Annotated in this window: 22 protein-coding genes and 1 tRNA gene; 8 read left to right on the forward strand and 15 right to left on the reverse strand. The window is 63.8% G+C overall.

All coding sequences use genetic code 11. The features are described from left to right. Nucleotides 1–121: 121 nt before the first annotated feature. On the forward strand, nucleotides 122–1519 hold the full coding sequence (locus tag QQK18_RS01680) for an FAD-binding oxidoreductase (protein WP_284338542.1): 1398 nt from the start codon (nucleotides 122–124) through the stop codon (nucleotides 1517–1519). Between the two features lie 374 nt (nucleotides 1520–1893). Here the strand turns inward: QQK18_RS01680 and QQK18_RS01685 are convergent, their stop codons facing one another. The 7 genes from QQK18_RS01685 to QQK18_RS01715 all read right to left on the reverse strand — a co-directional run bounded on the left by QQK18_RS01685 (nucleotide 1894) and on the right by QQK18_RS01715 (nucleotide 8942). Next, complete coding sequence (locus QQK18_RS01685) at nucleotides 1894–2934, reverse strand: response regulator (protein ID WP_284338543.1); 1041 nt, start codon at nucleotides 2932–2934, stop codon at nucleotides 1894–1896. A gap of 3 nt (nucleotides 2935–2937) precedes the next feature. After that, on the reverse strand, nucleotides 2938–4311 hold the full coding sequence (locus QQK18_RS01690) for a sensor histidine kinase (RefSeq protein ID WP_284338544.1): 1374 nt from the start codon (nucleotides 4309–4311) through the stop codon (nucleotides 2938–2940). Then, on the reverse strand, nucleotides 4308–4853 hold the full coding sequence (locus tag QQK18_RS01695; protein ID WP_284338545.1) for a putative pterin-binding protein: 546 nt from the start codon (nucleotides 4851–4853) through the stop codon (nucleotides 4308–4310). Before QQK18_RS01695 ends, QQK18_RS01690 begins: the two co-directional genes overlap by 4 nt. Nucleotides 4854–5098: 245 nt before the next feature. After that, nucleotides 5099–5893: a hypothetical protein gene (locus tag QQK18_RS01700; protein ID WP_284338546.1), complete on the reverse strand. Its 795-nt coding sequence runs from the start codon at nucleotides 5891–5893 to the stop codon at nucleotides 5099–5101. A 132-nt stretch (nucleotides 5894–6025) separates the two neighbouring features. Further along, nucleotides 6026–7045 carry a methyltransferase gene (locus tag QQK18_RS01705; RefSeq protein ID WP_284338547.1) on the reverse strand — a complete coding sequence of 340 codons (1020 nt, stop codon included), beginning with the start codon at nucleotides 7043–7045 and terminating at the stop codon, nucleotides 6026–6028. A gap of 115 nt (nucleotides 7046–7160) precedes the next feature. Beyond that, entirely contained in the window at nucleotides 7161–8072 is a 912-nt protein-coding gene (locus tag QQK18_RS01710) for a LysR family transcriptional regulator (RefSeq protein WP_284338548.1), read from the reverse strand. A 138-nt stretch (nucleotides 8073–8210) separates the two neighbouring features. Then, nucleotides 8211–8942 (reverse strand): papain-like cysteine protease family protein, encoded by a 732-nt coding sequence (locus tag QQK18_RS01715; protein ID WP_284338549.1) that lies wholly within the window; start codon nucleotides 8940–8942, stop codon nucleotides 8211–8213. A 269-nt stretch (nucleotides 8943–9211) separates the two neighbouring features. On the opposite strand from QQK18_RS01715, the gene QQK18_RS01720 reads away from it, so the two are divergent. After that, nucleotides 9212–10417 (forward strand): MHYT domain-containing protein, encoded by a 1206-nt coding sequence (locus QQK18_RS01720; protein ID WP_284338550.1) that lies wholly within the window; start codon nucleotides 9212–9214, stop codon nucleotides 10415–10417. A 204-nt stretch (nucleotides 10418–10621) separates the two neighbouring features. Beyond that, a complete protein-coding gene (locus QQK18_RS01725) occupies nucleotides 10622–11449 on the forward strand; it encodes an EAL domain-containing protein (RefSeq protein ID WP_284338551.1) in 828 nt (275 codons plus the stop codon). An 85-nt stretch (nucleotides 11450–11534) separates the two neighbouring features. On the opposite strand, the gene QQK18_RS01730 is transcribed toward QQK18_RS01725, so the two are convergent. After that, nucleotides 11535–11609 (reverse strand) — tRNA-Thr (locus QQK18_RS01730). 124 nt (nucleotides 11610–11733) lie between these two features. Between QQK18_RS01730 and QQK18_RS01735 the strand changes: the two genes are divergently transcribed. Both QQK18_RS01735 and murA read left to right on the forward strand, forming a co-directional pair. After that, nucleotides 11734–11892: a hypothetical protein gene (locus QQK18_RS01735; RefSeq protein ID WP_284338552.1), complete on the forward strand. Its 159-nt coding sequence runs from the start codon at nucleotides 11734–11736 to the stop codon at nucleotides 11890–11892. A gap of 177 nt (nucleotides 11893–12069) precedes the next feature. Continuing rightward, entirely contained in the window at nucleotides 12070–13362 is a 1293-nt protein-coding gene (gene murA / locus QQK18_RS01740) for a UDP-N-acetylglucosamine 1-carboxyvinyltransferase (protein ID WP_284338553.1), read from the forward strand. 102 nt (nucleotides 13363–13464) lie between these two features. On the opposite strand, the gene QQK18_RS01745 is transcribed toward murA, so the two are convergent. Further along, complete coding sequence (locus QQK18_RS01745) at nucleotides 13465–14703, reverse strand: GGDEF domain-containing protein (protein ID WP_284338739.1); 1239 nt, start codon at nucleotides 14701–14703, stop codon at nucleotides 13465–13467. Nucleotides 14704–15072: 369 nt separating this feature from the next. Between QQK18_RS01745 and QQK18_RS01750 the strand changes: the two genes are divergently transcribed. Continuing rightward, nucleotides 15073–15606: an AAA family ATPase gene (locus QQK18_RS01750; RefSeq protein WP_284338554.1), complete on the forward strand. Its 534-nt coding sequence runs from the start codon at nucleotides 15073–15075 to the stop codon at nucleotides 15604–15606. Here QQK18_RS01750 and QQK18_RS01755 read toward each other — a convergent pair. Next, a complete protein-coding gene (locus QQK18_RS01755; RefSeq protein WP_284338740.1) occupies nucleotides 15603–16508 on the reverse strand; it encodes a LysR substrate-binding domain-containing protein in 906 nt (301 codons plus the stop codon). The two genes, QQK18_RS01750 and QQK18_RS01755, sit on opposite strands and share 4 nt — an antisense overlap. Before the next feature lie 108 nt (nucleotides 16509–16616). Here QQK18_RS01755 and QQK18_RS01760 point away from each other — a divergent pair, with 108 nt between their 5' ends. Together QQK18_RS01760 and QQK18_RS01765 are read left to right on the forward strand one after the other, a co-directional pair. Then, complete coding sequence (locus QQK18_RS01760; protein WP_284338555.1) at nucleotides 16617–17384, forward strand: SDR family oxidoreductase; 768 nt, start codon at nucleotides 16617–16619, stop codon at nucleotides 17382–17384. A 23-nt stretch (nucleotides 17385–17407) separates the two neighbouring features. After that, on the forward strand, nucleotides 17408–18298 hold the full coding sequence (locus QQK18_RS01765; protein ID WP_284338556.1) for an NAD(P)-dependent oxidoreductase: 891 nt from the start codon (nucleotides 17408–17410) through the stop codon (nucleotides 18296–18298). Here QQK18_RS01765 and QQK18_RS01770 read toward each other — a convergent pair. The 5 genes from QQK18_RS01770 to QQK18_RS01790 form a co-directional block, all read right to left on the reverse strand. Next, nucleotides 18295–19428: an ABC transporter permease gene (locus QQK18_RS01770; RefSeq protein ID WP_284338741.1), complete on the reverse strand. Its 1134-nt coding sequence runs from the start codon at nucleotides 19426–19428 to the stop codon at nucleotides 18295–18297. The genes QQK18_RS01765 and QQK18_RS01770 overlap by 4 nt on opposite strands. Before the next feature lie 59 nt (nucleotides 19429–19487). After that, a complete protein-coding gene (locus tag QQK18_RS01775; protein ID WP_284338557.1) occupies nucleotides 19488–20453 on the reverse strand; it encodes an ABC transporter ATP-binding protein in 966 nt (321 codons plus the stop codon). Next, on the reverse strand, nucleotides 20450–21400 hold the full coding sequence (locus QQK18_RS01780) for an HlyD family secretion protein (RefSeq protein ID WP_284338558.1): 951 nt from the start codon (nucleotides 21398–21400) through the stop codon (nucleotides 20450–20452). The genes QQK18_RS01775 and QQK18_RS01780 overlap by 4 nt, the downstream gene beginning before the upstream one ends. Next, complete coding sequence (locus tag QQK18_RS01785; protein ID WP_284338559.1) at nucleotides 21397–22035, reverse strand: TetR/AcrR family transcriptional regulator; 639 nt, start codon at nucleotides 22033–22035, stop codon at nucleotides 21397–21399. The genes QQK18_RS01780 and QQK18_RS01785 overlap by 4 nt, the downstream gene beginning before the upstream one ends. 250 nt (nucleotides 22036–22285) lie before the next feature. Next, a complete protein-coding gene (locus QQK18_RS01790; RefSeq protein WP_284338560.1) occupies nucleotides 22286–23374 on the reverse strand; it encodes a YihY/virulence factor BrkB family protein in 1089 nt (362 codons plus the stop codon). Between the last annotated feature and the right edge of the window lie 168 nt (nucleotides 23375–23542).

Consider the following 23542-nt stretch of genomic DNA (forward strand, 5'->3'; position numbering starts at 1 on the left):
CCTTGCCAGACGATTTCGTCGACACGCCCCCTAAATGGGTAGGGGCAGGCACAGCCTGTTCCGCTATTTCGCTCCGCCCACAAGACGCCGGTCCCGGCGCCAGACAGTTTGGAGCAGACGAATGAACCTAGCGATGCGGGTGAGCGCACCCGATAGAAATGTCCCACTGGCCAGCCAGGTCGAGGCGCTGTCCTCACGGATCAAAGGGCGAGTCGTCGGTCCGACGCACCCTGAGTACGATCGGGCGCGGGCGGTCTCGCTCGGCAATTTCGATCAGCGGCCTGGATTGATCGTCCGGGTCGCAGACGCGCCGGATGTCGCCGATACCGTCGAGTTTGCCCGCAGGAACGGGCTGGAACTGGCCGTGCGCAGCGGCGGACACTCGACGTGCGGCTTCAGTGGGACCGAGGGAGGGCTGGTGATTGACCTGCGCGATCTCAACACTCTCGACATCAACCACAAGGAGCTGACGGTCTGGGCCGGCAGCGGGTTGACCAGTGGGGAGGTGACGCAGGCTCTCGAGCAGCACCAGCTGATCGTCGGGTTCGGCGATTCGGCGAACGTGGGCATCGGCGGTCTGACGCTTGGCGGCGGCATCGGCTATCTCGCGCGCAAGCACGGGCTGACCATCGACTCGCTGCTGGCGGCCGAAGTCGTGACGGCCAGAGGCGATATCCTGATTGCCGATGAGACCACACATGCGGACCTCTTCTGGGCGCTTCGCGGCGGCGGCGGTAATTTCGGCGTGGTGACGCGTTTCAAGTTCCGGCTGCACCCGCTTCCCGCCTTCACCGGTGGACCGCTGGTGCTGCCTGCAACGCCCGAGACGCTCGCCGGGTTCGTCGCCGCGGCCGAAGCAGCGCCGGGGGAGCTGACGACGATCCTCATGGTCATGCCCGCACCGCCCCTGCCATTCCTGCCAGCCGATGTGATCGGCAAAACCGTCATGGTCGGCATGATGGCCTTCGCCGGCCCGGCCGACGAGGCTCAAGAGGCGCTGGCGCCGTTCCGGTCCCTGGCCGAGCCGATCGCCGATCTCGTCGGACCCGCTCCCTTTAGCAGCATGTATCTGCCCGAAGACCCCAATGAGCGGCCGGCCGTCTCAGTCCGCACCCGGTTCATGGACGGGTTCGGCCGCGAGCAGGCGGCCAGGATGCTCGAGCTGCTGGAGCGGTGCGAGGCGCCTATGCGGATGGGACAGATACGCGTACTCGGAAAGGCTGCTTCTCACATACCCAACTACGCAACTGCCTACGCCCACCGTGATAGCTCGCTGATGCTCACCTTTCTCGCCATGGACGCGACGGCCGAGGCGGCAGCGAGGAACGATCGGTGGGCCAGCGATTGCATCGATGCCTTCCCGCAGAAGACCGACGCGGCCTACGTAAACTTCCTTGGGGACGAGGACCGGCTGCGCGCTGCGTATCCAACGGCAACGCTCGACCGGCTGCGCAGCATCAAGCGCAAGTATGATCCGGAGAACCTCTTCCGCCTGAACCAGAACATCCCGCCCGCCTGAACGCCGGAGCCGCTCAGTGTTGAAGGTTGGGGCGGCAAATGCCCGCCCCGACCTCACCTATGCAACCGCCACAAGCTCCTGTCCCAACCCTACTGGAACAAACATGTACCGAACCATCGTCCTTGCAGGCCTTTACACGATTGCCATTGCGCTCATGGCTCTGCCCTACGGGCTCGCGCTCTAGCCGGATGGGGATATGAGACCATCACCCGGAGCAGGCGGTTTCACCCATGGCGACTACTGCTCCCGCATCCACATTCATCACGCAGCGGATGCGGGTGTTGCCGCACTGGTCGCCTGCGATCCGACCTTTAGCGGAAGGCTCGGCACTCGCTCCGCGCCCGCCGTTACCCGTGCATTTGCATGATGCAGCGCTACTCGTTCTCCAGCGCGACCGGGCTGGCAATGAACAGGCTGATAAGATCGGCCTGTCGGTCGGTGTCGGTCTTTCGAAAGAGATTCTTCATCGTATAGCTGACGGTATTGCGGGAGATGCCGAATTCGTCGGCGATTTCGTCGAGCCGCAGACCGCGCGCCAGCGCGAGAGCTACCCGCGTTTCAGCAGGGGTGAGGCCGTAAAGATGCGCAACGGCTTCGGCCGCGGCGCTGAGACGGCGCTCCGGATCGGTGACGAAGACGCCGACAACTGGGCCGCCCGCATCGACGGCCTCGCAATCGAGGGGACACGCCACGGCAAAGAGGGATCGGCGACCGGAATTGCGCGTCAGCGCCACGGCGTCGGTCGCTCGACGGTTACGGGCGTTCGCCCGGGTAACGGCGGTGTCTATGATGTCACGCAACGCCTGCGTTTGCTGCGGCTTTTCCCCGCGCAGGAAGCCTTCTCTGGATAGGGTGATGCCGTCAGCCTCCTCCAGCAGTTCTTCGGCACGGCGATTGCGAAACAAAACCTTGCGTTCGGCATCGATGAGGAAGACGCCGACCGCCACGCGGTTCAGCGCCTCGTTCGCCCCAAGCAGGGCCGACCGGTATTTTTCGCCGACCTGGCTGCCGCCGTCGTCGCGCGACGCCGCCCCCCTGACACGCGCCAGTTGATCGAGCCGGGCGGCGATGGTGATCAGCATCAGATCGAAATCGATCGGCTTGGTGAGATAGTCGTCGACGCCCGCTGCCTTGCCCGCGATGACGTCGCGGCGATCGGCCAGCGCCGTCAGGAAAATGAAGGGCAGATCGCCGAGGCTCGGATCGTGCCTCACATGTTTGAGCAGATCGAGCCCGGACATGCGCGGCATGGTGATGTCGCACAAAACGAGATCCGGCCGCGTCCGCTTGATCTCATCGAGCGCCTCGCGTCCGTCGGCCGCTTCGAGGACTTGGTAGCCAGCCGCCACCAGCTCTTCGCAAATGTCGGAGCGCAGGTCCGTCTCGTCTTCGACACATAGGATGGTGGTTGTCATGGTTCAGATCTGCGCCTCGGATGGCGTGGTTGCAGGGGCGGCATCGGCCAAATGTGCGGGGCGATAGGGCCAGCGCAGGGTAAAGGTCGAGCCTACCCCCTCCGTGCTTTCCACAGCCACGCGCCCATGGTGGAGTTCCATGATCTGCGCAACGAAGCTCAGACCGATGCCGGTGCCCGGAATACCCTCGGCGGTGCGGGCTCGATAGAAACGCCGGAACAGAGAGCCCACCTCATCGGCAGGGATACCGACGCCGGCGTCGGTGACGCTGATCTCGATCTCCTCACCGACCTTCCGGGCTCGCACACCGACCGCAGAGCCGGCGGGAGAGTATTTGAGCGCATTGGAAACGAGATTCTGCACCGCGTGCTCGAGAAGCGTCGCGTCGGCCTCGATCCACTGGGGAAGCTCGCCCAAGTCGAGTTCGATGCGATCTTGGTCCTCGTCCGGCTGGCTCTCGCGCAAGCCGCGCAGGAGTTCAATGAGATCGCAGGCACGCGGTGCGAAGCTGATTTCCCCGTCTTCGAGTCGGGCCGCATTTATGGTGCTCTCCATAAGCCTCGTCAGACGCTGACAGGCGGTGCGGATCTTTCCGGCCCGCGACATGATCTCGTCGTGCGGCATCTGCGTGCCGCGCCGGATCATACGCTGCGCACTCGCATCGATAATGGCGAGCGGCGTGCGGAACTGGTGGGACACCACGGAGATGAAGGCACGGTGGAGCCTCGAAACCTGCCGCTCGCGCTCCAGCGCGGCTTCGGCGCTAGCGATATTGCGATGGTCCCGCACCACAATAGCGGCGAGCAGAAGCCCCGCGATCATCGTGGCAACCAGGGTACCCAGGATTTCGAACAGGGCATTCCGGCGCAGATCGCGTACCCAGGCGACCCTGTCGCGCTTGGCAAAGAGTGCGGCATTGGCAACGTCGCGCAAGGATAGTGCTATCGGAGGGACGACCTCCCGCAGGCTTGCGATCTCCTCGACTGCGTCCGGCTCGAGTGCCTGCAGGCGTTCTCGGATGGTATCGAGCACCTGGCGGTAGTCATCCAGTTGATCGGCATAGCCAAGCGCCTCGATCTGTCGGCGTGGCTCACCTCGCTCAAGCACCGAAACGCGGCTGGTCAGCAGGTCGAGGCGCAGTTGGAGGTCTTCGGCCGTGACTTCTCCCGAGCCGTAGCCGGAAAGCGCATCGCGAAAGCGCACCGCCTCATACTGCCCTTGGCTCGCGAGCCAGACCATGTCCTCGGTGATATCCTCGCTAAGCTCGCTTTCGCTGACGATCAGACGGACCGAGGCGGCCACGAGCAGAACAAACAGGATGGTCATCGCCGCGAGGGCGACGAGGAAGCGCCGGGAGATTCGTGGCGCGAGGTTCATTCCACCCGCAGTTCCCGCAGTTGCCATACCCAATGGTCATTGAACTTGGACCCCAGCAGCTCCGGATAGTCATCGCGAGGATAGACGATCCAGATCGGCCCCCAATCGCTGACCTCCATCTGCTTGCCATTCATGATGGTGGCAAGAATGACGTCGTATTGCCGGAAGTGATCCATGGGCACCGGTGCGACGAAATCATTGAGGGCGGTGGCCGTCACCGTGCTGCCTTTGGCTCCGACCCGATCCAGGACCGCCCGCGCCAACACGCCCTCGAAAACCTGCACCCCATCCGTCCAGGACGTCGTCGTGCGCACCTCGGTGAAACCGAACGCCTCGAGCATCTCGCGGTCGAACTCTGCTCCGCGCTCGGAGTTGGTGACCTCGATATTGCCGCTGACGGTGAGGATGACGGGGCCCTGCGGCTTTGGAAGGGCATCAAGCGCCAAGGCCTGCGAACACGCGCAGACCACAACAACGATGAACGCCCACAAACCTGCTGTCGGCCGATACCTGCCACCCGCGACGTATTTGCCCCTCAACATGCCGCACCCTGCCCCGCTGCGTTTGAAGACAGAACTCTCCAATAAACTTGTAATCATTATGCCGAACCTCGTAGCCGTGCACTAAAATTTTTACAATCAAAGCTCGCACCCCACCCGTTTGGGTGGTGACATGGTCGAGCACCGCTCGTTTGCCGTGACGCCGCACTGAAGGCCGGCGCGCCAGCAGACTAAGCCACACGGGCAAAGAAACCTTGCCCGGGCGCCAGAGGGGCCCGGGCGAGAGGTCAGTCGCGCCAGATGAAGTTCTCGAGCACGACCTGGTGTTCGGCAAGGGCATCGTCATAGGCGATGCGATACTGCGTGGGGTAATAGCCGGGACTTGAGTAGCGGGCGGGCTGCTTGATTTCGCGCACGACGGTTGCCCGGCTTTCCAGCATCGCAAGCGTGATCATCGGTTCGAGGAAGGTGATCCTGCCATCCCAACCGCCATAAATGAACACCTCGGTAAACGGCTTGCCCTGAAAGATATCCGAGGCTGTGTCGGTCAGATGGAACCCCATCTGCGGGACGGGATCGGGCGTGGGCGGCGGGGCGTAGCCGGCAGGAACGAACTCGGCCGGCGGATAGCGGCCCCCCTTCTCCATGAAGTCGGGTGCGGCCGGAGAAATCGCCTCGCGTGCCGCCGCGTCAGTCATATAGAAATGCACGTCGAAGTGCGGGACACCGAACAGGTTCTCGGGCGGATGCCCATGCTCGTTCCAGTTGAGATAGACATGGTCGAAGGCGAGGCCAGATATGCCTGCCTTCTCGGGCAGCGGCATCGAGACATCGATGCTCGACGTTCCGCTGACGCTCGAGATCGCGTCCGCCGATATGCTGACCCCGATGGCCGTCGGCCTGTTCTCCGCATCCGTCACGACCCAGGTGTGTGCTGTGCCTTTCCCGATCGCGAAAGGTCCGCCCGCGTCAGGGACATCGTGAGGACCATCGTGTGCGTCGGCCGCGCCGGCAGACATCAGCCCGGCAATTGCCGCTAGTGCGAGACCGCGCAGCGGCCGCTTCATGTTCATTCCAGTCATCTTGCGTTCCTTTGGTTTGTTTCCGGTTTCCGGGCGCGCAGACGCCACCGGCGGCTGCCGGCCACGGAATGGCGGGGTATCGAATCGAGGGTTTGGTTGAGGGCCGCGGACGGCCCCCGTCGGCAAGCTACTTTACTTGATGCCGATGACGGCCCAGTAGGGCCCGGCAAGGTGCTCTACGCGAGTATCGCGGAAACCGGCACTTCGCATCCAGCCGACACAATCGGCGCCGGTGTAGTCGAAGCCGCCGGTGGTTTCGACCAGCATGTTGAGGCTCATGAGCAGGCCCATGACGTTTTCCTGCCGGTCGTCGTCGATCAGCATCTCGTAGACGATGAGCGCCCCGCCAGAGGGCAAGGCGTCATATGCCTTGGCGAGAAGCACGTCCTTCTCCTCCTGGTTCCAATCGTGGAGGATGTGCCCCATCACCAGGACGTCGGCGGTCGGGAGCGGCTCCTTGAAGAAGTCGCCGCCATGGAAGACAACTCGCCCGGCAAGGTCATTGGCCTCCACATAGTCTTCAAAGACCGGGCGAACCTGCGGCAGGTCGAAACCGATGCCTTTGAGATGAGGGTGTTCCCTGGCAATGGTGACCGGCAGCCCGCCCTCGGCCGTGCCGATATCGGCAAAGGTCCGGACCTGCTTCCAGGGGAACAGCTCTGCCAGCCGCTGGGCCGTCGGCAGGCTGGTCCCGGTCATTCCCTTGAGAAAGATGCGAAGCCGCTCGGGATCGTTGTAGACAGCCTCGAAGAGATCGTTGCCCGCTCCCTCCTTCCTCTCGTTCTGGGGCAGCCCGGTCTGAAGCGCTTCAGTAAGCGAGCCCCAGGAGGACCACAGGCGTTGCGAGGCGAGATCGAGAACGCCGCCGATATAGCTTGGCTTGCCACGGTCGAGATACCGATCGGCGTCTGGGGTGTTGGCGTAGGTCTCGCCATCCCGCTCGAGCAGGTGCAGCGCAACGAGCGTATCGAGGAAGTCGCGGGCGCTGCGCTTGTGGAGGCCAAGGTCGCGGCTGAGAACAGTGCCGTCCGCGGGTCCCTTGGCAAGGCGCGTGAAAAGGCCGAGCTCCACAGCGCTGAACAACGCCTTGGAAGCCCAGAAGCCGAAACCTATCCGCATGATGAAGTCGGCCGTAATGGCAGGTGCTGACATATCTATCTCCGTTGGGTTGAAACCGATGTGCGGAGATAGGCCTCACCGTGCCGGGAGGAAATCAGCGTTCCTGCCGTCTTGTCCTGCAGCAATGCATAACGGGCAACGCCGGCCGTCAGGCGCCTGTTACGCGGGTGCGCCCGTGCAGGAGGTCATGATAGCGCTTGATGTTTGCCGACATGAAATCGAAGAAGGCGCGCACCTTCGGCGTTTCCTTAAGGTCCGGATGGGTCAGCAGCCAGAATTCGTTCATCAGTTCCGGCAGCGGATCGATGACGCGGGCCAAGTCCGGTTCCGGATCGCCGATATGCACCGGCAGCATCCCAATGCCGAACCCCGACTTGATCGCCATCAGATGCCCGAGAATGGTGTTGCTGCGGCCGACGATCTCGGCCTCGGGCGCTACATTGTGCAGCCATCGGGCCGCTTCGATACGTGCCATTGCCCCATCGAAGGCAATCAGGCGGTGCCCGTTCAAGTCTGGCAACGCTTGCGGCAAGCCCTTTCGCGCCACGTAGCTGCGGCTGGCATATCCCGCCCAGCCGGCATCAGTCAGCTTTCGGCAGATGAGGCTGCTGTCCGACGGCCGTCCGGCGCGGACAGCGACATCAGCCTGGCCCTGGTGGAGATCGGCGAACCGGTCTTCCAGCATCAGATCGACGCGCATGCGCGGGTAAAGCTGGTGGAACTCGTCGAGCAAGGGGGAGAGCAGGCCATAGGCAATGCCCTCGGCGGTCGTCACCCGCAGCACACCTTGCAATGCTTCGTCATGGAGGGCCGCCGCCCGGCAGAATGCGGCGACCGCGGCCTCGGTGGCGATCGCTCGCTCCTTGAGCTCGTTGCCACTTTCGATCAGGCGATAGCCATATCGGCTCTTCTCGAAGAGCGAGAGGCCCAACTCCTCCTCGAGCGCTGCGATCCGCCGGCTGACGGTCGACTGATTGACGCCCAAGGCGCGCGCCGCACCGGAGGTGCTGCCATCCCGGGCCACGGCGAGAAAATAACGCAGGTCGTTCCAGTCGATCATCGGCCTCGCCCCCCGAGCCCACCGCAACGCCGCATCGTAGCCGCAGATCTTGCCGCCCGATAGCGACCTTTGGTTGGCACGAGCCGGATGCCCCGGCGTGATCAGCACCAGCAGGGATGCGTCGTCAGCCTATCCGCTTCAGCGCGTGAAGACCCCGTAGGTGAAGCACGGGGTTTCGTTCACCAGGGCGAAGTAGCTCTTTTGGTGAGTCTTGCCGATATTGGGCGCCCAAGGGTCGTGGATGTGGAGGAGAGTGCCCATGCCGGTGGGATCGTCGTCGCTGTCGATCCCGTAAACAACTACCCGGTGGCCGGACGAGCCGCGCCCAGCAGCATATTCGCCGGCGTTCCAAAGCATTGAGACCATAACCGGGCTGCGCGTCACCAGGCCCTTGAAGCCGGGCACGGACCAGCTTTGCGGCGCGTGGTAGGTGAGGCCGTGGACACGGGCGAATTCCTGGTTTCCCGAGACATTGTCGGCGTGGTCGGAAAAGTTCCGTGTGCCGCCGGTCGAGGACTTCAGATGGTCGGGCGTGCGGTCGATGATCTGTTGCGTCGTCGAGTTCTTCATCATGGCCGTTGCGGCAGCCCAACAGGTCGATGGGGTGGGCTGCGGGATAAGGCGGACGGCGTGGATGGTGGGTGGAGTACGCCTCGGCACGCCGCGCAACACACATTGGGTGATCGGGCCGACGATTCCGTCGACGCGGACGCGTCGCTGGGTCTGATACGCCCGGACGGCGCGATCGGTATTGCCACCGAATATCCCGTCTACGACGAGCCCCGGGTTCGGGAGCACGCCCAGATTGAGTGCGTTCTGGAGCGCGACGACATCGGGTCCCCTCGAGCCAATGCGAAGCAAACTCGTCATTTCCGCGTTCCCCCAATCGTGATCGACTGCCGCGATAGCTGACCCTGCGTCTCTGGAGTAAGAAACCATGCACCTTTCGCGCGACTTCGGCAAATGATGATTGGAAGCAGATCTCAAGGACGAGCGCTCGATAAGGCCGCACAGACACAGGCTCAGAAGCCCTCTAAGAGCCCGGAGCGAGATCAGGGCTTCGAAACGGGTTAGCGTTGCAAATGGAGACGCTGAACGTAAGCTCCTGTAAGGAGGAGTCTCGCTAACGGCGGAAAAAGATGTTTGTAGAACATGACCCATTGCTGGTCGCGCTCTCGGTCGTGATCGCGATCCTTGGAGGATATACCGGCTTCGGGCTCGCAGCCCGGGTGCGCGGCACGTTCAACACAAGCCGCAGGTGGCTGCTTGCCGCGGCGGCCTTCTTTCTTGCCGTGAGCGTCTGGACCATGCATTTCGTCGCCATGCTGGCAGCGCCGCTTCCTCCCGATACCGTCTATCTCGTCCTGCCAACGATCGCATCTTTTCTGATCTGCGCTGTTGTGATGGGCGTGTCTCTGTTCTTCGTCTCAATCGGCGAGCCCTCGAGTTTGCGCATTATTGCTTCAGCGGTGCTGCTGGGCGCCGGCATCGTATCGATGCACTATGTCGGCATCCATGGCCTCGCCGGCGCCTTTCATGTCGAGCATCAACTTGCAATGACGGTTGCGGCCGCTGTCATCGCCGTGGGGACCGCCTATGGTGGCCTGCGCGCCTTCCTTGCACGCCCCGGCGGCATGCGACTGGCGCTGAGCGCCGCCGCGTTCGGCATTGCGGTTTCCGGCATGCATTACACCGCCATGCAGGGCATGCGCTTCCTGCCGGGACATGCTCCGAACCACGCCGCGCATGGCTTGGCTGCTTCGCCCGAGATGCTGTCCCTGGTCGTTTCCCTGCTTTGCTTCCTGATCGTTGCCGGCTTCCTGCTGCTCCTCGTGCCTGAGCCACGATCGACCGCGCTGATTGCGGTTCCCGTCCATCAAGCCGATACGTACGCCTTCGCAACCTCGGGGACGGCGATGTCCGACAGGAACGACTTTGCCGGTTTACAGACGCAACACCACGTGCCCGTGCCTGGGGCCGGACCTCCGAGTGATACCCCCATGAGGCGTCTGCCCGTCGAAAGCGCCGATGGAACCCGTCTCATCGACGTCGGCCGGATTCGCAGCATCAAGGCCAACGCCCACTACACATTGGTTCACGACGGCAGTCGGGAGCGCATGTGCCCATGGGCGATCTCGCACGCTGAAGCGCAGTTGGATCCGGCCGTGTTCATACGCGTCCACCGCAGCCACATCGTCTCGATCCCGCACGTCTCACTGATCCGCAAGGAGGGTGACAGTGCCGTGGTTGAACTGGATGGCGAGGTGCCGCACCTGGTGCCGGTCAGTCGCACCAGGATTGCCGAAGTCCGGGCTCGGCTCGGCCTGATCAAGCGTCCCGCTTGACTTCGGTCGCCGGGCACAGGTGACGACAGGTGCCGCAGTTCGTGCGGGTGAGACCGCATTTCGTGCGGAATCCGATCTTTTGTGCCCTAGTTCCTGCCGACAACTTGCCAACACCTGGCGCGCAGGAAACAGCTTTCAGCCATAGCCTCCCGCAGGTGCGGATCCCTCAAGAATCCCGGCCTGAGGGAGGGCTGTGGGGACGATATGATCCAGCACACTTCCCGCACAAGCGGCCGGGTCAGCTCGGCGTCATCGGCTGATCGGCCTGCGATAAACGATCTCGATTTACTCGATGAACGGCATGTCGCGATCGTTCAGGAAGCGATTGCCGAAGGCCGTATCGGCTACGCCTTCCAGAGCATTCACGCCATCGGCGACCCGGATCAGATCCTTTACCGTGAGTGCCTGCCTTGCTTGATGGAGCGGGATGGTACTGAGCATGTCCACGGCGGGTTTGTTCACGCGTTGGAAATCCTGGGGGAGGCCCCGGTTCTTGATCGGCACATGCTCAGGCTTGTGCTGGACGAACTCGAATCCGATCCCTTGGCGGCTCTGGGATGTCATCTCTCGGCCGACAATTTCTCCAGCGCTGAAACCTGGGCTCACATCCGTGACCAGATCGCCGCTCGCTCCGAACTAGCCCCGCGTCTCATCCTCGATATCGATGCGACCTCGCCCTTTGCCGATACGGCCCTGGCGCGTGATCTGCTATCAGAGGCACGCGCCTTCGGTTGTCGCGTTGCATTGGATGGCTTCGGTTGTGGTCGATCGCTGGGGTTCGAAGCCGACATCGTCAAGATCGATGCGCCGTTTGCAATTGTCTCGAGCTGCGACCCTGACCCTCTGAGCATACTCTCTCTTGTGGTCGGTCGAGCGGCGGGCGCGGCTGGCGTCGTGATGGTTGAGGGTATCGAAGCGGTGGACCAGCTGGAGATTCCAAGATTGTCCGGAGCCACGCATGTTCGAGGCCATAACTTCTCGAAATCTATCTTTCAGTTGCTGACGAGTGACGGTCGGCCACGAAGGGTCTGAAGCAGGTGAGATTGTAGGGACTGAGGACCTACGCCACCCATGCGCGGTCTAATGAAACGCGAACCTGCTGGAAAATGTGGGGAGATGGTGCTGCCGGACAGGATTGAACTGTCGACCTCTCCCTTACCAAGGGAGTGCTCTACCACTGAGCTACGGCAGCTTGGGCGCGCGGGATGTGCCGGCGCGCCGACGCGGGCTCTACTGCCATAGGGTCCGGCTCGACGCAAGGCCTAAAAGCGCCTAAGAGAGGCGAACCGACCGCAACCCGCCGCTCCTGCCGATCCATGGCGAAATCGCCCGAGACCATCGCCCGAGAACAGCGCCTCGCCGCAAAGCTGCGCGAGAACCTCAAGCGCCGCAAAGGACAGGCGCGGGCACGGGCCGGCGCCGAGGGCGAAGCGCCTGCCGGCCGGCCGCCGGAGCCGAGCGGAAAGAAAACCTAAACCAATTTGCGATGTGCTGATACCGAGGCGGCGACAGCCCGAATCTCGACACATCGAACGGCCAAGTTCACGCGTCCTTTGGTTGCGGGCCGAGTTTGAGTCGGCTACCAGAGTTTTTCCTTTGCGGCGGGCGGGCCGCTCTTCGGCCACCAGGCCATATTCCCAGGATTTTTCGACATGGATCGCATTCGTTTGGTCGGCGGCAACGAACTCAACGGCGAGATCGCCATCTCGGGCGCCAAGAACGCAGCGCTGCCGCTGATGATCGCCTCGCTGCTGACCGACGAGCCGCTGGTCCTGACCAATGTTCCACGCCTTGCCGACGTCAAGCAGCTGGAGCGCATCCTCGAGAATCACGGCGTCGATATTGCCGTCCATGGGCGCCGGCGCGGCGAAGCCGAAGGCGTCGGCCAGCGCATGACCTTCCATGCCGCCGACGTCGTCGACACCACCGCTCCCTATGAGCTCGTCTCCAAGATGAGGGCAAGCTTCTGGGTCATCGGACCGCTTCTTGCTCGCGAACACCATGCACGCGTATCGCTGCCGGGCGGCTGCGCCATCGGCACGCGTCCGGTGGACTTCTTCCTTTATGGCTTGAAGGAACTCGGCGCCGAGATCGATATCGACGGGGGCTATGTGGTCGCAACCGCGCCCAAGGGCGGGCTCGTCGGCGGTCACGTCACGCTTCCCAAGGTCTCGGTGGGGGCGACCCATACCATCATGATGGCCGCAACGCTCGCCAGGGGCATCACCACTATCGAGAATGCGGCCATGGAACCCGAGATCGACAACGTCGCCGAGGCGCTGATCGCCATGGGCGCCAGGATCTCGGGCGTCGGTACGCGAACCCTGACTATCGAAGGCGTCGAAAAACTCGGCGGTGCCACCGTCGAAGTCATCCCCGACCGCATCGAGACGGGCACCTTCGCCATGGCGGCAGCCATGACCGGGGGCGATGTCTTCCTGCGGAACGCGCGGCCCGAGCACCTGCAGGCCGCGCTCAACGTTCTCAGCGAAGCGGGCGCCTCGGTTGCGGCCGAAGACGGCGGCATCCGCATCAAGCGCAACGGCAACGGCCTGATGGCGGTCGACGTCGAGATCGATCCCTTCCCCGGATTCCCAACGGACCTGCAGGCCCAGTTCATGGCGCTGATGACCATGGCCAACGGCGTCTCCCACATTCGCGAGACGATCTTCGAGAACCGCTACATGCATGTGGCTGAGCTCAACCGGTTCGGCGCCGACATCTCCGTCGACGGGCAGGTGGCGACTGTTACCGGCACGCCGACGCTCAAGGGGGCTCAGGTGATGGCAACAGACCTCAGGGCTTCGGTGTCCTTAGTCATTGCCGGACTTGCGGCGCGCGGGGAAACGATCGTCAATCGCATCTACCACCTCGACCGCGGCTTCGAACGGCTCGAGGCCAAGCTCTCCGGGTGCGGCGCCGAGATCGAGCGCCTGGCGGGCTAGGGTGTGATATTATTCAGGTGATGCCGGTCCGCAAATGGCCATTTTCGCCTCGGCCTGACCTTCCCGACACACCCTGGACCGCAACTCACAGATGGTGCGCTCTCAAGCAACGTTCGGGGCCGCGCGTTTGCCAAGGCCCAGCAGCTTGGGTTTGTAGAGCTCAGCGCGGTTGCGGCCGGCACGCTTGGCAAAGTACAAAGCCATGTCGGCGTGCGACTGGAGCTGCTCGGAGGTCATCCGCTCGGCGTCATCGGGCTCGACGGCAACCCCGATGCTTATGGTGACGACCGGAGCCACCCGCGAGCCGGGGTTGGGAATGGCGGCTGCTTCGACATTCTTGCGAATGCGCTCGGCCACCTCCAGCGCCCCCCTTTCCGTTGCCTCGGGCAGGACCACGAGGAATTCTTCGCCGCCATATCGCGCCACATAGTCAGCCCGTCTAACGCGGCTGGCGATGATGCGGGCGACCTCGACAAGACAACGGTCTCCTTCCGCATGCCCTCGACGGTCGTTCAGCCGCTTGAATTCGTCGATATCACACATGAGCATCGCGACGCTGGCGGACCGATGCTCGGAAGTGTTCCAAAGGGCGTCGAGCATTTGCGTCATCCACCGGCGATTGGCCACGCCCGTCAGCGGATCGATTCTGGCAAGCTCCTCCAATTGCCCGTTGGCTTCCTCGAGTTCGGCGAGGCGCCGACGGTCGCGTAGTTCGAGGAGGAAAGCTTTGTGAGCCAGGATCGTCATGGTTCGCCGGGCGACGACCGTGGCGCTGACGCCGCTGGCAAAGAACAGGAATGCCGAGAGCGTGCTCAGCACCTCCACCCGCGGGTTCTGCAACATGAAGAGGAGATAGAGTCCGAGCGCCATGACCGCGATGCTCAGCGTTTGCCACTGGGGTACGCTGAAGATGGTGATCCCGGCGATGGCAACGAACACCATCACGTTGAGGTAGCGCTCGTGCCATTCGCCACCGGCAGCGATGCCGGTCAGGCTAACGGCGAGGAGGATGATGAACATGCCGATCATCAGCGACGAACTGAGGATGAGGTCGGAACGCTGCTTGCGCCAGATAAGGGCGACAGCGAGAGCTGCCGGCGCGATCACGGCCCCCGGCGCCAGCATCGCCAAGGCAGCGGATCTTGGAAGCAGGAACATGTTGATAGTAAGCGTCAGGATGTCCAGAACGACAACCCAAACCATCCAGGAGCGGACGATCTTGGCGGTTTGACGCCACGAACGGTCCCGAAAAGCCTCAGCGAGCCGGCCCTTGAGGCGGACGTCGCGCGTGCGCCCGGACAGCAGGCGCTCGGCTTCCGCCATGATCTCCGGATCGCGCATGTAGTGATCGAGGCGCGCGGTTCCGGTCGACAGCGGGTGAGATGCGTCCTGCCGGTCAGTCATCGGTCTCGTCCGGTCATCAGGTCAGACCTCACCGATCCACACCCTATCGTGATGCCGGCGGTAACGAAGACCATGCCATCGCAGCGGCAAAATCGAACGTTTGCGCCATGTCGCGCTAAACCGATGCGTCTGCCTGCATTCTGCATGCCGGAATTTCTCTCCTCTCGTGAAAACTATGGGCTGCAAATCCTACCGAGAGCTAAAAGCGGCCGATCACAAACGGGGCAAATCGCACATGCCAAGGGGCGTCGTGCGCTGGGCCCTATGGGCGCGATACTGAACCTCGATCAGCCAGGAGGCACTGTCATGGATCGATTTGTGGTGATTTCGGGATGCTCGGGCGGAGGCAAGTCGACCCTGCTCGACGAGCTTGGCCGCCGTGGTCATGCGATCGTCGAAGAACCGGGGCGGCGCATCGTCGCCGAGGAACTGCAACGTGGCGGTACCGCCCTGCCCTGGCTCGATGCCACGGCATTCGCCCGCCGGCTCATCGACCTGTCGTTGTCCGATCGCGCTGCGGCCGAAGACCTGCCGGGCTGGGTGTTCTTCGACAGGGGTCTGATCGATGCGGCCGCCGGTCTTGCGCATCTAACCGGAGAACCGGCGCTCGATGCCTTCAGGTCGTCGCACCGGAACAACAGGCTGGTGTTCCTGACGCCACCCTGGCCGGAAATCTACGTGACCGACAACGAACGGCGGCATGGTTTATCGGATGCCGTTGCCGAGTACGAGCGGCTGACTGCCGTCTACCCCTCGATCGGCTACGACATCCGGTTCCTGCCGAAGGTATCTGTCGCGGAACGAGCCGACTTCGTGCTGTCCGAGCTCACCCGCAGCTAGGCGTACCCGCCTTCATTCCCGGAAAGCCGCTCGACGAGAAAGGTGATCACCGCCTTGACCGAGGGCAGCTGGCCGCGCCGGTGAGGCGTAAGGATCGTGGTCGTCACCCTGCCGGCAGTCCAGCCGGGCAGCACGCGTTCGAGCGATCCGTCGGCGATATAGCCCCTGGCGAAGCGCGAGGGCAGCGGCACGATGCCGAGGCCCCGGCGTGTCGCCGAGAGCAGCACCACGGACTCATTGGCATAGAACACCGGGCGCGGGCGCGCCGAGGCCACCTCGCCATGGGCGGCGATCAGCTCCCAGGCGGCACCCGGCTGGTGCATCAACAGGCCGTCGTGGTCAGCAAGATCGGCCGGCGAGCGCGGCTTGCCGCGTTCGGATAGATAGGCGGGAGACGCCACCAACACGATCTCGTCGGTTGCAAGCTTGCGTTGGATGAGATCGGAATCGGGGAGCGGCGAAAAATGGGCACGGATCGCGATGTCGTACCCCTCCTGCACCAGGTCGACGAAGCGGTCGGTCGCGTCGAGGAGGATCTCGAGCTTCGGATAGGCGCGCGCGAGGTCCGGCAAGGCTTCGGCGAGCTGTAGCTGGGCCGTCGGCACCGAGCAGGTCATACGCACCGGTCCGCTCGGCTCGGCCTGCCGGCCGCGCACGACCTCCTCGGCAGCCTCGGCCTCGATCAGCATCGCCGAGGCATGGCGATAGAAATCCTGCCCCATGTCGGTGACGATGAAGCGGCGTGACGTGCGGTGGATGAGCTGCGCCCCGAGACTCTTTTCGAGCTCGGCGACGCGCTTGCTTAGCGTCGATTTGGGCTGGCCCAGCGCGCGAGCGGCAGCCGCGAAGCCGCGGTGGTCGATCACCTGCACGAACAGCGCCAGGTCGTTGAGATTGAGCATCGACATTCCTTCGTCCACAGATATGGACTTATGATCCCTAAATAGCCCACTACAGCCGCACCGTCCACGCACACATCTCTCCTTCCAGGCAGGCCAGGGAGAAGTGCAATGCAAAAGGACTATACGGGGACCACCACCGTGATCGTGGGCGGCACGCACGGCATGGGACTGGCGACGGCAAGAATGCTGGCCGACGGCGGCGGCCGGGTGTTGGTGGCAGGACGCAATTCCGCCAATGTGGCGGCCGCCAACCGTGCGCTCTCGCCCAATGGCGAGGCCATGGTTTCGGACGTGGCGGCGCGCGCCGATGTCGAGACGCTGGCCAAATACGCCGAGGCACGGCTCCGTAGCCTCGACTTCCTCTTCGTCAATGTGGGCGTTTCCGAGCTGGCTCCCCTCGCCGAGATCACCGAAGAGACCTACGATCGGCATTTTTCCGTCAATACGCGCGGCGCTTTCTTTGCCATGCAGCAACTCTCCCCGCTTATCCGTGACGGTGGTTCGATCGTCGTCACCTCGTCGGTCGCCGACGAGGGCGGGCACCCGGGCATGGGAATCTATAGTGCGAGCAAGGCGGCATTGGTGTCGCTGGCCTCGAGCTTTGCGGCCGAGCTCCTGCCCCGCGGCATCCGCGTCAACACCATCAGTCCCGGCTTCATCAGGACGCCGACGCACGGGGTTGCCGGGTTGACCGACGCCGAGCGCGCCGAGTTCGAGGCTATCGGCAACCAGACGACGCCGATGGGCCGTAACGGCACCGCCGAGGAAGTTGCCCGCGCAGTGCTGTTCCTCGCGTTCGAGGCCACCTTCACCACCGGCGCCAAGCTCGCCATCGATGGTGGCCTCGGCCAAAAGATCACGGCGCCGCTGGCCTGAGCCCACCAATAAGGAAAGTCGAGATGACCACCATCAGCGTCCTGGGCCTTGGCGCCATGGGCTCCGCCCTCGCCGGCGCCCTCATCAAGGCAGGCCATACCGTCACCGTCTGGAACCGCACACAAAGCAGGGTCCAGCCCCTCATGACACTCGGCGCGCGCGGCGCGGCGACGCCTGGTGAGGCGGTCGCGGCGAGCGAGCTTGTCGTCGTCTGCCTGCTCGACTATGCGAGCGTCGAGGCGGTGCTGGCAGGCGCAGAGAAGGCACTTTCGGGCCGCGTCGTCGCCAATTTGACCACCGGCACGCCTAAGCAGGCGCGTTCCCTTGCCACCTGGGTAGAGGCACAGGAGGCTACCTATGTCGACGGTGGCATCATGGCGGTGCCGCCGATGATCGGAACGCCTCAATCCTTCATTTTCTATAGCGGCAGCGAGCCGGCCTTCGAGCGGCACAAGGCAGCGTTCGAACTTTTTGGGGACGCGTTCTTCGTTGGCCCCGACGCGGGTCTCGCCCCGCTCAACGACATCGCGCTCCTTGGCATTCTCGACGGGCTCCTTTCGGGATATTTGCATGCCGCAGCCCTCATTCGCGCAAGTGGCGGATCAGCAGAGGCTTTCACGCCGCTCGCTGTGCGTTGGGCGGGATCCATGGCAAGCCTGTTTCCCGACCTTGCCCGGCAGATCGACCGGGGCGACTACCGCGCCGAGGGCGGCTCGAATCTTGCCATGCAGGCCGCCGCCATGGACCAGATGGTCGAAGCTGCCCGAGACGAGGGTGTCGATCCTATCTTCATCGAGCCGATGCGCACCCTGATACACCGGCGAGTGACCGACGGTTTCGGTACCGACGACAGCGCCGGAGTGATCGAGCTCTTGTTCCTCAACGGGCGAGGGAAGCGCAATACGGCCGCCTAGTCCAGCGTCTGGCGATACCGCAACATGGCGATGAGCGTGATCGCCACAAGGATGATTGTCAGCGCCCAGAACTCGACTGTAACGTCCGCGACCCCGGCACCCTTCAGCATCACCTTGCGCACGAGGCGGATGAAATGAGTTGCGGGCACAGCAGTGCCGAGCGCCTGGGCCCAGCCGGGCATGCCGGCGAACGGGAACATGAAGCCCGACAGCAGGATCGAGGGCAGGATGGTGAAGAACGACAGCTGCATGGCCTGCATCTGGTTGCGCGCTGCCGTCGAGATGAGGAAGCCAAGGGCCAGGTTGTCGAGGATGAAGAGGTTGAAGCCGATGAAGAAGGCGAGGTACGCGCCTTCGAACGGCACGGCAAAGAGGATGGCGGCGGCGGTGACGAAAACGAAGGTCTGCACATAGCCGACCAGGACGTATGGCAGGATCTTGCCCAGCATCACCTCGAAGGGCCTGACCGGGGTCGAGATCAGCATCTCCATGGTGCCGCGCTCGGTCTCCTTGACGATGGCGACAGCGGTGATCATCACCATGGTCATCGACAGGATAATGGCCAGCAGTCCCGGCACGATGTTGGTCGAGGTGCGTCCCTCGGGGTTGTACTGGCGATGGATGATGACGGAAAACGGCGGCGCACCGCCGGCCTGCGCGGCGAGCGGGCCGGTCAGGGTCTGGGCGATCGCGCCCTGGACGATGCCGTTCATGGCGGCCGCGGCGCCGCTGATGGCCGAGGGATCGGAGGCATCGGCGGCAATGAGGATCTCGGGGCTGAGACCGCGCACCACGTCGCGCTCGAAATCATCAGGAATGACGACGACGAAACTCGCGTCGCCGCGCCGCAACGCCGTTTCCCCTTCGGCCGAGCCATGGACGGTGCCACTGAAGTCGAAATAGGTCGAAGTGGCCATGCCGGCCAGCGTCGCACGCACCAGCGGTCCGTCGTCCTTCACCTCGACGAGGGTCGGCAGATGGCGAGGATCGGAGTTGATGGCATAGCCGAAGAGGAGCAACTGTATGATCGGCAGGCCGATCATCATGGCGAACGTGATGCGGTCGCGCCGCATCTGAATGAACTCCTTGACGAGGACGGCGAGGAACCGCGAGGGCGAGAAGTTCCGCATCATGCCTCTCCCCCTCTCCATTGTCCCTTCCCCCTCCCCATCACCCTTCCCCCTCCCCATCACCCCTCCCCCGCTGCACCGCCGGCGAAGTTGTCGCGCGCGCCGGCCATCAGGTAGATGAAGGCCTCCTCGAGACCCGCAACCTGCAGGGTCCAGCGGTGCGTGCCCTCGGCATCGAGCGTCTTCACGGTCTCTTCCAGCGCAGCCTCATCGGTGCCCGAAACGTGGAGTGAGGCACCGAACCGCGCCACCTGCTCGACGCCCGGCAAGGTCTTGAGGCGCGTCTCGAGCGCGGCGAGATCGGGACCTTCCGCACGCCAGGTGGTCAAGCCGACCATCGCGGGAATCTGCGCCGAGGGCCCATCGATAAGCTTCTTGCCGTAGGCGATGTAGGTGATGAAATCACACTGGATCGCCTCGTCCATATAGTGGGTCGAGACCAGGACGGTCACACCCTCTTTGGAGAGGCGCCGGATCTCGTCCCAGAAGTCGCGGCGGGCCTTGGGGTCGACGCCTGCCGTCGGCTCGTCGAGCATCAGAAGCTTGGGATCGTGGATGAGGCAGGCGGCGAGCGCCAGGCGCTGCTTCCATCCGCCTGAAAGCGTGCCGGCGAGCTGGTGCGATCGGTTGGCGAGCCCGAGGTTCTCGAGCGCGTCGTCCACCCGACGCCTGCGGTCCTTCACCTGGTACATGCGGGCGACGAAATCGAGGTTCTCGCGGATGGAAAGGTCCTCGTAGAGCGAGAACTTCTGCGTCATATAGCCGACCTCTTCCTTGATGCGGCTGGCCTCGCGCCGTACGTCGAGGCCGAGGACCCGGCCTTCGCCTTCGTCGGGCGTCAGCAGGCCGCAGATGAGGCGGATGGTGGTCGTCTTGCCCGAGCCGTTGGGGCCGAGGAACCCGTAGATGGCTCCCCTCTCGACGCGGATGTCGAAATGGTCGACAACCCGCTTGTCGCCGAAAGACTTGGTCAAGCCGCTGACATCGATGACAGCTTCGGCACCATTGCCCATGGTCGTGCTCATGGCAGGAGCCTGACGGTCACCGGCTGGCCAGGCAGCAGGTTGACCGGGTCGGCAACGACCGCCTCGGCCATGAACACCATGCGGCTGCGCTCCTCGCGCGAATAGATGACCGGCGGCGTCGTCTGCGGCTCGGCGGCAAGGTAGGTGATATTGCCGGTGATGCCGGTCGGGCATCCGTCGCAGGATATGGCGACGGTTTCGCCACGCGAGAGCGCCGCGCGCTCGTCCTGGCCGACGAAGAAACGTGCCTTCAGCGAGCTCTCGGGCAGGATCGAGATAACGGGCGTGCCGGCCGCGGCGATCTCGCCCGTTGCGAAATAGACCTTGTCGACGACGCCGGCGGCGGTTGAGCGCACCACCCGGTCGTCGAGGTCGAGCTCGGCTCTTGCCGCGTCCGCGCGCGCCGCGGCGAGTTCGGCCTCGGCGGCGACCTGCTGGGCAGAGCGGGCCGGAAGCTCGGCCACCTGCATCTCAGCCTCCAGCTGCATCACCTGCGCCTCGGCGGCGGCAGCGGCCGCGCGGTCCTGCTCGAGGCGCACCAGCGAGATGGTACCCGCTTCGTAGAGCCGCTCGCTGCGCGCAAGAGTCGAGCGGGCGAGGGCGAGGTCGCTTCGCGCCTTATCGAGGCTCGCACGGATCACCTCGATCTCTTCGTTGCGGCTGCCGGTCATCAGGTTGGCGAGCGTTGCCTGGGCGGCGGCGACCCGCGCCCGTGCGGCATCGACCACAGCCTGCTGCTGGCCGCTCGAAAGGGTAAAGAGGACATCGCCCTTGGTAATCTGCTGGCCCTCGTCGACAGGCAGCGAAGAGATGGTGCCTGAGGTGGTTGCTGCGGCATAGACGTAGTCGGCCTCGAGGTAGCCGGAGAACCCGTCGGCCGGCTCGTTGGCAAGGCCCGGCAAGACAAAGGTGATAGCCGCCATGATGGCCGCAAGGATCTCGTTCATGACCGCTCCCCCCTGACGCTGAGGCCATCGAAGAGGATGGACAGGTGGTTCTCGACCAGCCGGTCGAGGGCGAGCCCCCCCTCCGGCTCAATGCCGAAGATTTCCGAGAGCAGCACGTGCAGGATCAGGGGGCCGACAACGGTGCGCAGCGTCAGATCGGGGTCGTGCGGGCGCAGATACCCCTCTTCCATGCCGCGCTGGAGACGCGCGCGCAGCACCGGGATCATCTTATCGAGCACGTCGCGCCGGTACATCTGCGCAATATGGGGGAATTGCGCCACCTCGCGGAAGATGAGCCTCGGCACGTTCATCACCTGCGGGTCCGAAAGGCGCGAGACGAGGAAGCGCATCACTGTCGAGATCGCGATGCGCGGGTTTCCCTGGAAGTGAGTGATCTCGCCGATGGCTCTTTCGGCGATTGGGGTAACCGCGCGCAGCACAATGGCCTCGATCAGCGCTTCCTTGGACGGGAAATAGAGATAGACGAGTCCTTTGGAGACGCCGGCGCGCTTGGCGACGTCGTCGACCTTGGTCGCGGCAAAGCCGCGTTCCAGAAAGAGTTCGAGCGCCGCATCGAGCACCTCGTCTGGCCGGGCTTCGGCCCGACGGCGGAATTTGGGCGATTTTTCCGGCATTTGCGTTCCCGTCCGATCAGTCGCAACGATGGCTGACTTTGTATATAACTGACTGGTCAGTCATTTGCAAGGTCGATGTGCACTGCCCCTTTGAGCCCCTTAGGGGAGGGTGGCTTGCGTGGCGCTCGGGTGGACTGGCTCGTAGGGCAGCCCCAACCCCACCGACACCGGGTTTATGGGCCGCCGCGGTGCCAGAGCCTTGCTCGCTCTGACTAGAATCGGAGCGCATGCCGCTCTACTGACGGCGGGATCACCTGCGCCGCGACTGGCTCAAAGTCGCAACGAGAAGCGCCAGGGGCACCAGCAGCACCAGACCGCCGAGGGAAGGCGCATGCGCGTTCCGGGTCCGTGCCTTCGCCTTCGGCCAAGCCCTCCCTACGGTATCGGCCACATAGGCGCCGCGATGGCCCAGCGGCTGTTCTTCGCCGGTCGTGGTATCGCGCGCCGTCTGGTGCTCGACCTCGGCATTGAGCACGGCCCCGATGATGACGACGGTCACCGAAAGCCAGATCCAGGTGAGAAAGCCGACCAGCGCGCCGAGCGAGCCGTAGGTGGCGTTGTAGTCGCTGAAGTTGCTGGCGTACCAGGAAAAGATCAGCGAGGTCAGGACTACGCCGATGACGGCGAACACGTTGCCCGGTGCGATCCAGCGCCATTTGGCGTCTTCACGGCTGGGGCCGAGACGGTAGAGCGCCGCAACCCCCACGATCAGAATGGCGAGCATGACAGCATAGCTGGAGACGCGCACCAGCCAGTCGAACCGCCCTTCGATAGGCAGGAAACTGAGCAGCGTCGGAATGACGATGACAGTGGCGATTGCGACCATCGCGGCGATCGTCCCGGCGATGGTGAAGACCAGCGCCAGCAGGTTGACCATCAGGAAGTGTCGCTTCTCAGATTCGTTGTAGGCGACGTTCATCGCCTCGAAGAGGGCGCGGAATCCGGCGCCTGCGCTCCAGACGGCAATTGCCAGAGAGACGACGAGGGTCAGGCTCAACGTCCTGTTGTCCTCGCTGGTGAGCCGGACCAGCTGGTCGCGCAGAACCTCGAGGCCGCCGGAGGGCAGGATGCCGGCCAGAAGGTCCAGCTGGTCGACCACCATGACCGGACTATTGAAGAGGCCGTAGAGGACAACGAAGCAAGTCAGCGAGGGCGCTATGGCCAGAAGCGTGAAATAGGTGACGCCGGCAGCGGTCAGCATCACCCGGTTCTCGAGGATGCGGTTGAACACCCGCCAGGCGACGTCCTTCCAGCCGGTTGGCGGAATCTGCCGCGGGCGCTCGGCATCGCGCCCGCGTCCGGGTTCATTTGCGCGCAGGATGTCGATATCGTCCGCCAAGGCCGGTCCCGCTCCCGTTGCGGGACAATTCCCGCCATGGCTTCCAACGGCCTTGCCTGCCAGGCGTTCCGCCTGCAAGCCGGACACGGCCAAGCATTGCGGGTCCCAGGCGAACCTTGTAGACGAAACAGTCAGCGACCAGATAAGCACCAAATCAACTGGCCGAAG

Origin of the sequence: Devosia nitrariae, from assembly GCF_030160115.1 — a bacterium.
GTDB classification, from domain to species: domain Bacteria; phylum Pseudomonadota; class Alphaproteobacteria; order Rhizobiales; family Devosiaceae; genus Devosia; species Devosia nitrariae.

Bases quoted from the DNA above. Each gene is read 5' to 3' on its own strand.
- QQK18_RS01770 (WP_284338741.1), bottom strand. From the start codon at position 19,428: ATGCGGAACTTCTCGCCCTCGCGGTTCCTCGCCGTCCTCGTCAAGGAG.
- QQK18_RS01725 (WP_284338551.1), top strand. From the start codon at position 10,622: ATGATCCAGCACACTTCCCGCACAAGCGGCCGGGTCAGCTCGGCGTCA.
- QQK18_RS01765 (WP_284338556.1), top strand. From the start codon at position 17,408: ATGACCACCATCAGCGTCCTGGGCCTTGGCGCCATGGGCTCCGCCCTC.
- QQK18_RS01680 (WP_284338542.1), top strand. From the start codon at position 122: ATGAACCTAGCGATGCGGGTGAGCGCACCCGATAGAAATGTCCCACTG.
- QQK18_RS01750 (WP_284338554.1), top strand. From the start codon at position 15,073: ATGGATCGATTTGTGGTGATTTCGGGATGCTCGGGCGGAGGCAAGTCG.
- QQK18_RS01780 (WP_284338558.1), bottom strand. From the start codon at position 21,400: ATGAACGAGATCCTTGCGGCCATCATGGCGGCTATCACCTTTGTCTTG.
- murA (WP_284338553.1), top strand. From the start codon at position 12,070: ATGGATCGCATTCGTTTGGTCGGCGGCAACGAACTCAACGGCGAGATC.
- QQK18_RS01710 (WP_284338548.1), bottom strand. From the start codon at position 8,072: ATGATCGACTGGAACGACCTGCGTTATTTTCTCGCCGTGGCCCGGGAT.
- QQK18_RS01705 (WP_284338547.1), bottom strand. From the start codon at position 7,045: ATGTCAGCACCTGCCATTACGGCCGACTTCATCATGCGGATAGGTTTC.
- QQK18_RS01720 (WP_284338550.1), top strand. From the start codon at position 9,212: ATGTTTGTAGAACATGACCCATTGCTGGTCGCGCTCTCGGTCGTGATC.
- QQK18_RS01700 (WP_284338546.1), bottom strand. From the start codon at position 5,893: ATGACTGGAATGAACATGAAGCGGCCGCTGCGCGGTCTCGCACTAGCG.
- QQK18_RS01760 (WP_284338555.1), top strand. From the start codon at position 16,617: ATGCAAAAGGACTATACGGGGACCACCACCGTGATCGTGGGCGGCACG.
- QQK18_RS01685 (WP_284338543.1), bottom strand. From the start codon at position 2,934: ATGACAACCACCATCCTATGTGTCGAAGACGAGACGGACCTGCGCTCC.
- QQK18_RS01695 (WP_284338545.1), bottom strand. From the start codon at position 4,853: ATGTTGAGGGGCAAATACGTCGCGGGTGGCAGGTATCGGCCGACAGCA.
- QQK18_RS01715 (WP_284338549.1), bottom strand. From the start codon at position 8,942: ATGACGAGTTTGCTTCGCATTGGCTCGAGGGGACCCGATGTCGTCGCG.
- QQK18_RS01745 (WP_284338739.1), bottom strand. From the start codon at position 14,703: ATGCGCGATCCGGAGATCATGGCGGAAGCCGAGCGCCTGCTGTCCGGG.
- QQK18_RS01755 (WP_284338740.1), bottom strand. From the start codon at position 16,508: ATGCTCAATCTCAACGACCTGGCGCTGTTCGTGCAGGTGATCGACCAC.
- QQK18_RS01690 (WP_284338544.1), bottom strand. From the start codon at position 4,311: ATGAACCTCGCGCCACGAATCTCCCGGCGCTTCCTCGTCGCCCTCGCG.
- QQK18_RS01785 (WP_284338559.1), bottom strand. From the start codon at position 22,035: ATGCCGGAAAAATCGCCCAAATTCCGCCGTCGGGCCGAAGCCCGGCCA.
- QQK18_RS01735 (WP_284338552.1), top strand. From the start codon at position 11,734: ATGGCGAAATCGCCCGAGACCATCGCCCGAGAACAGCGCCTCGCCGCA.
- QQK18_RS01775 (WP_284338557.1), bottom strand. From the start codon at position 20,453: ATGAGCACGACCATGGGCAATGGTGCCGAAGCTGTCATCGATGTCAGC.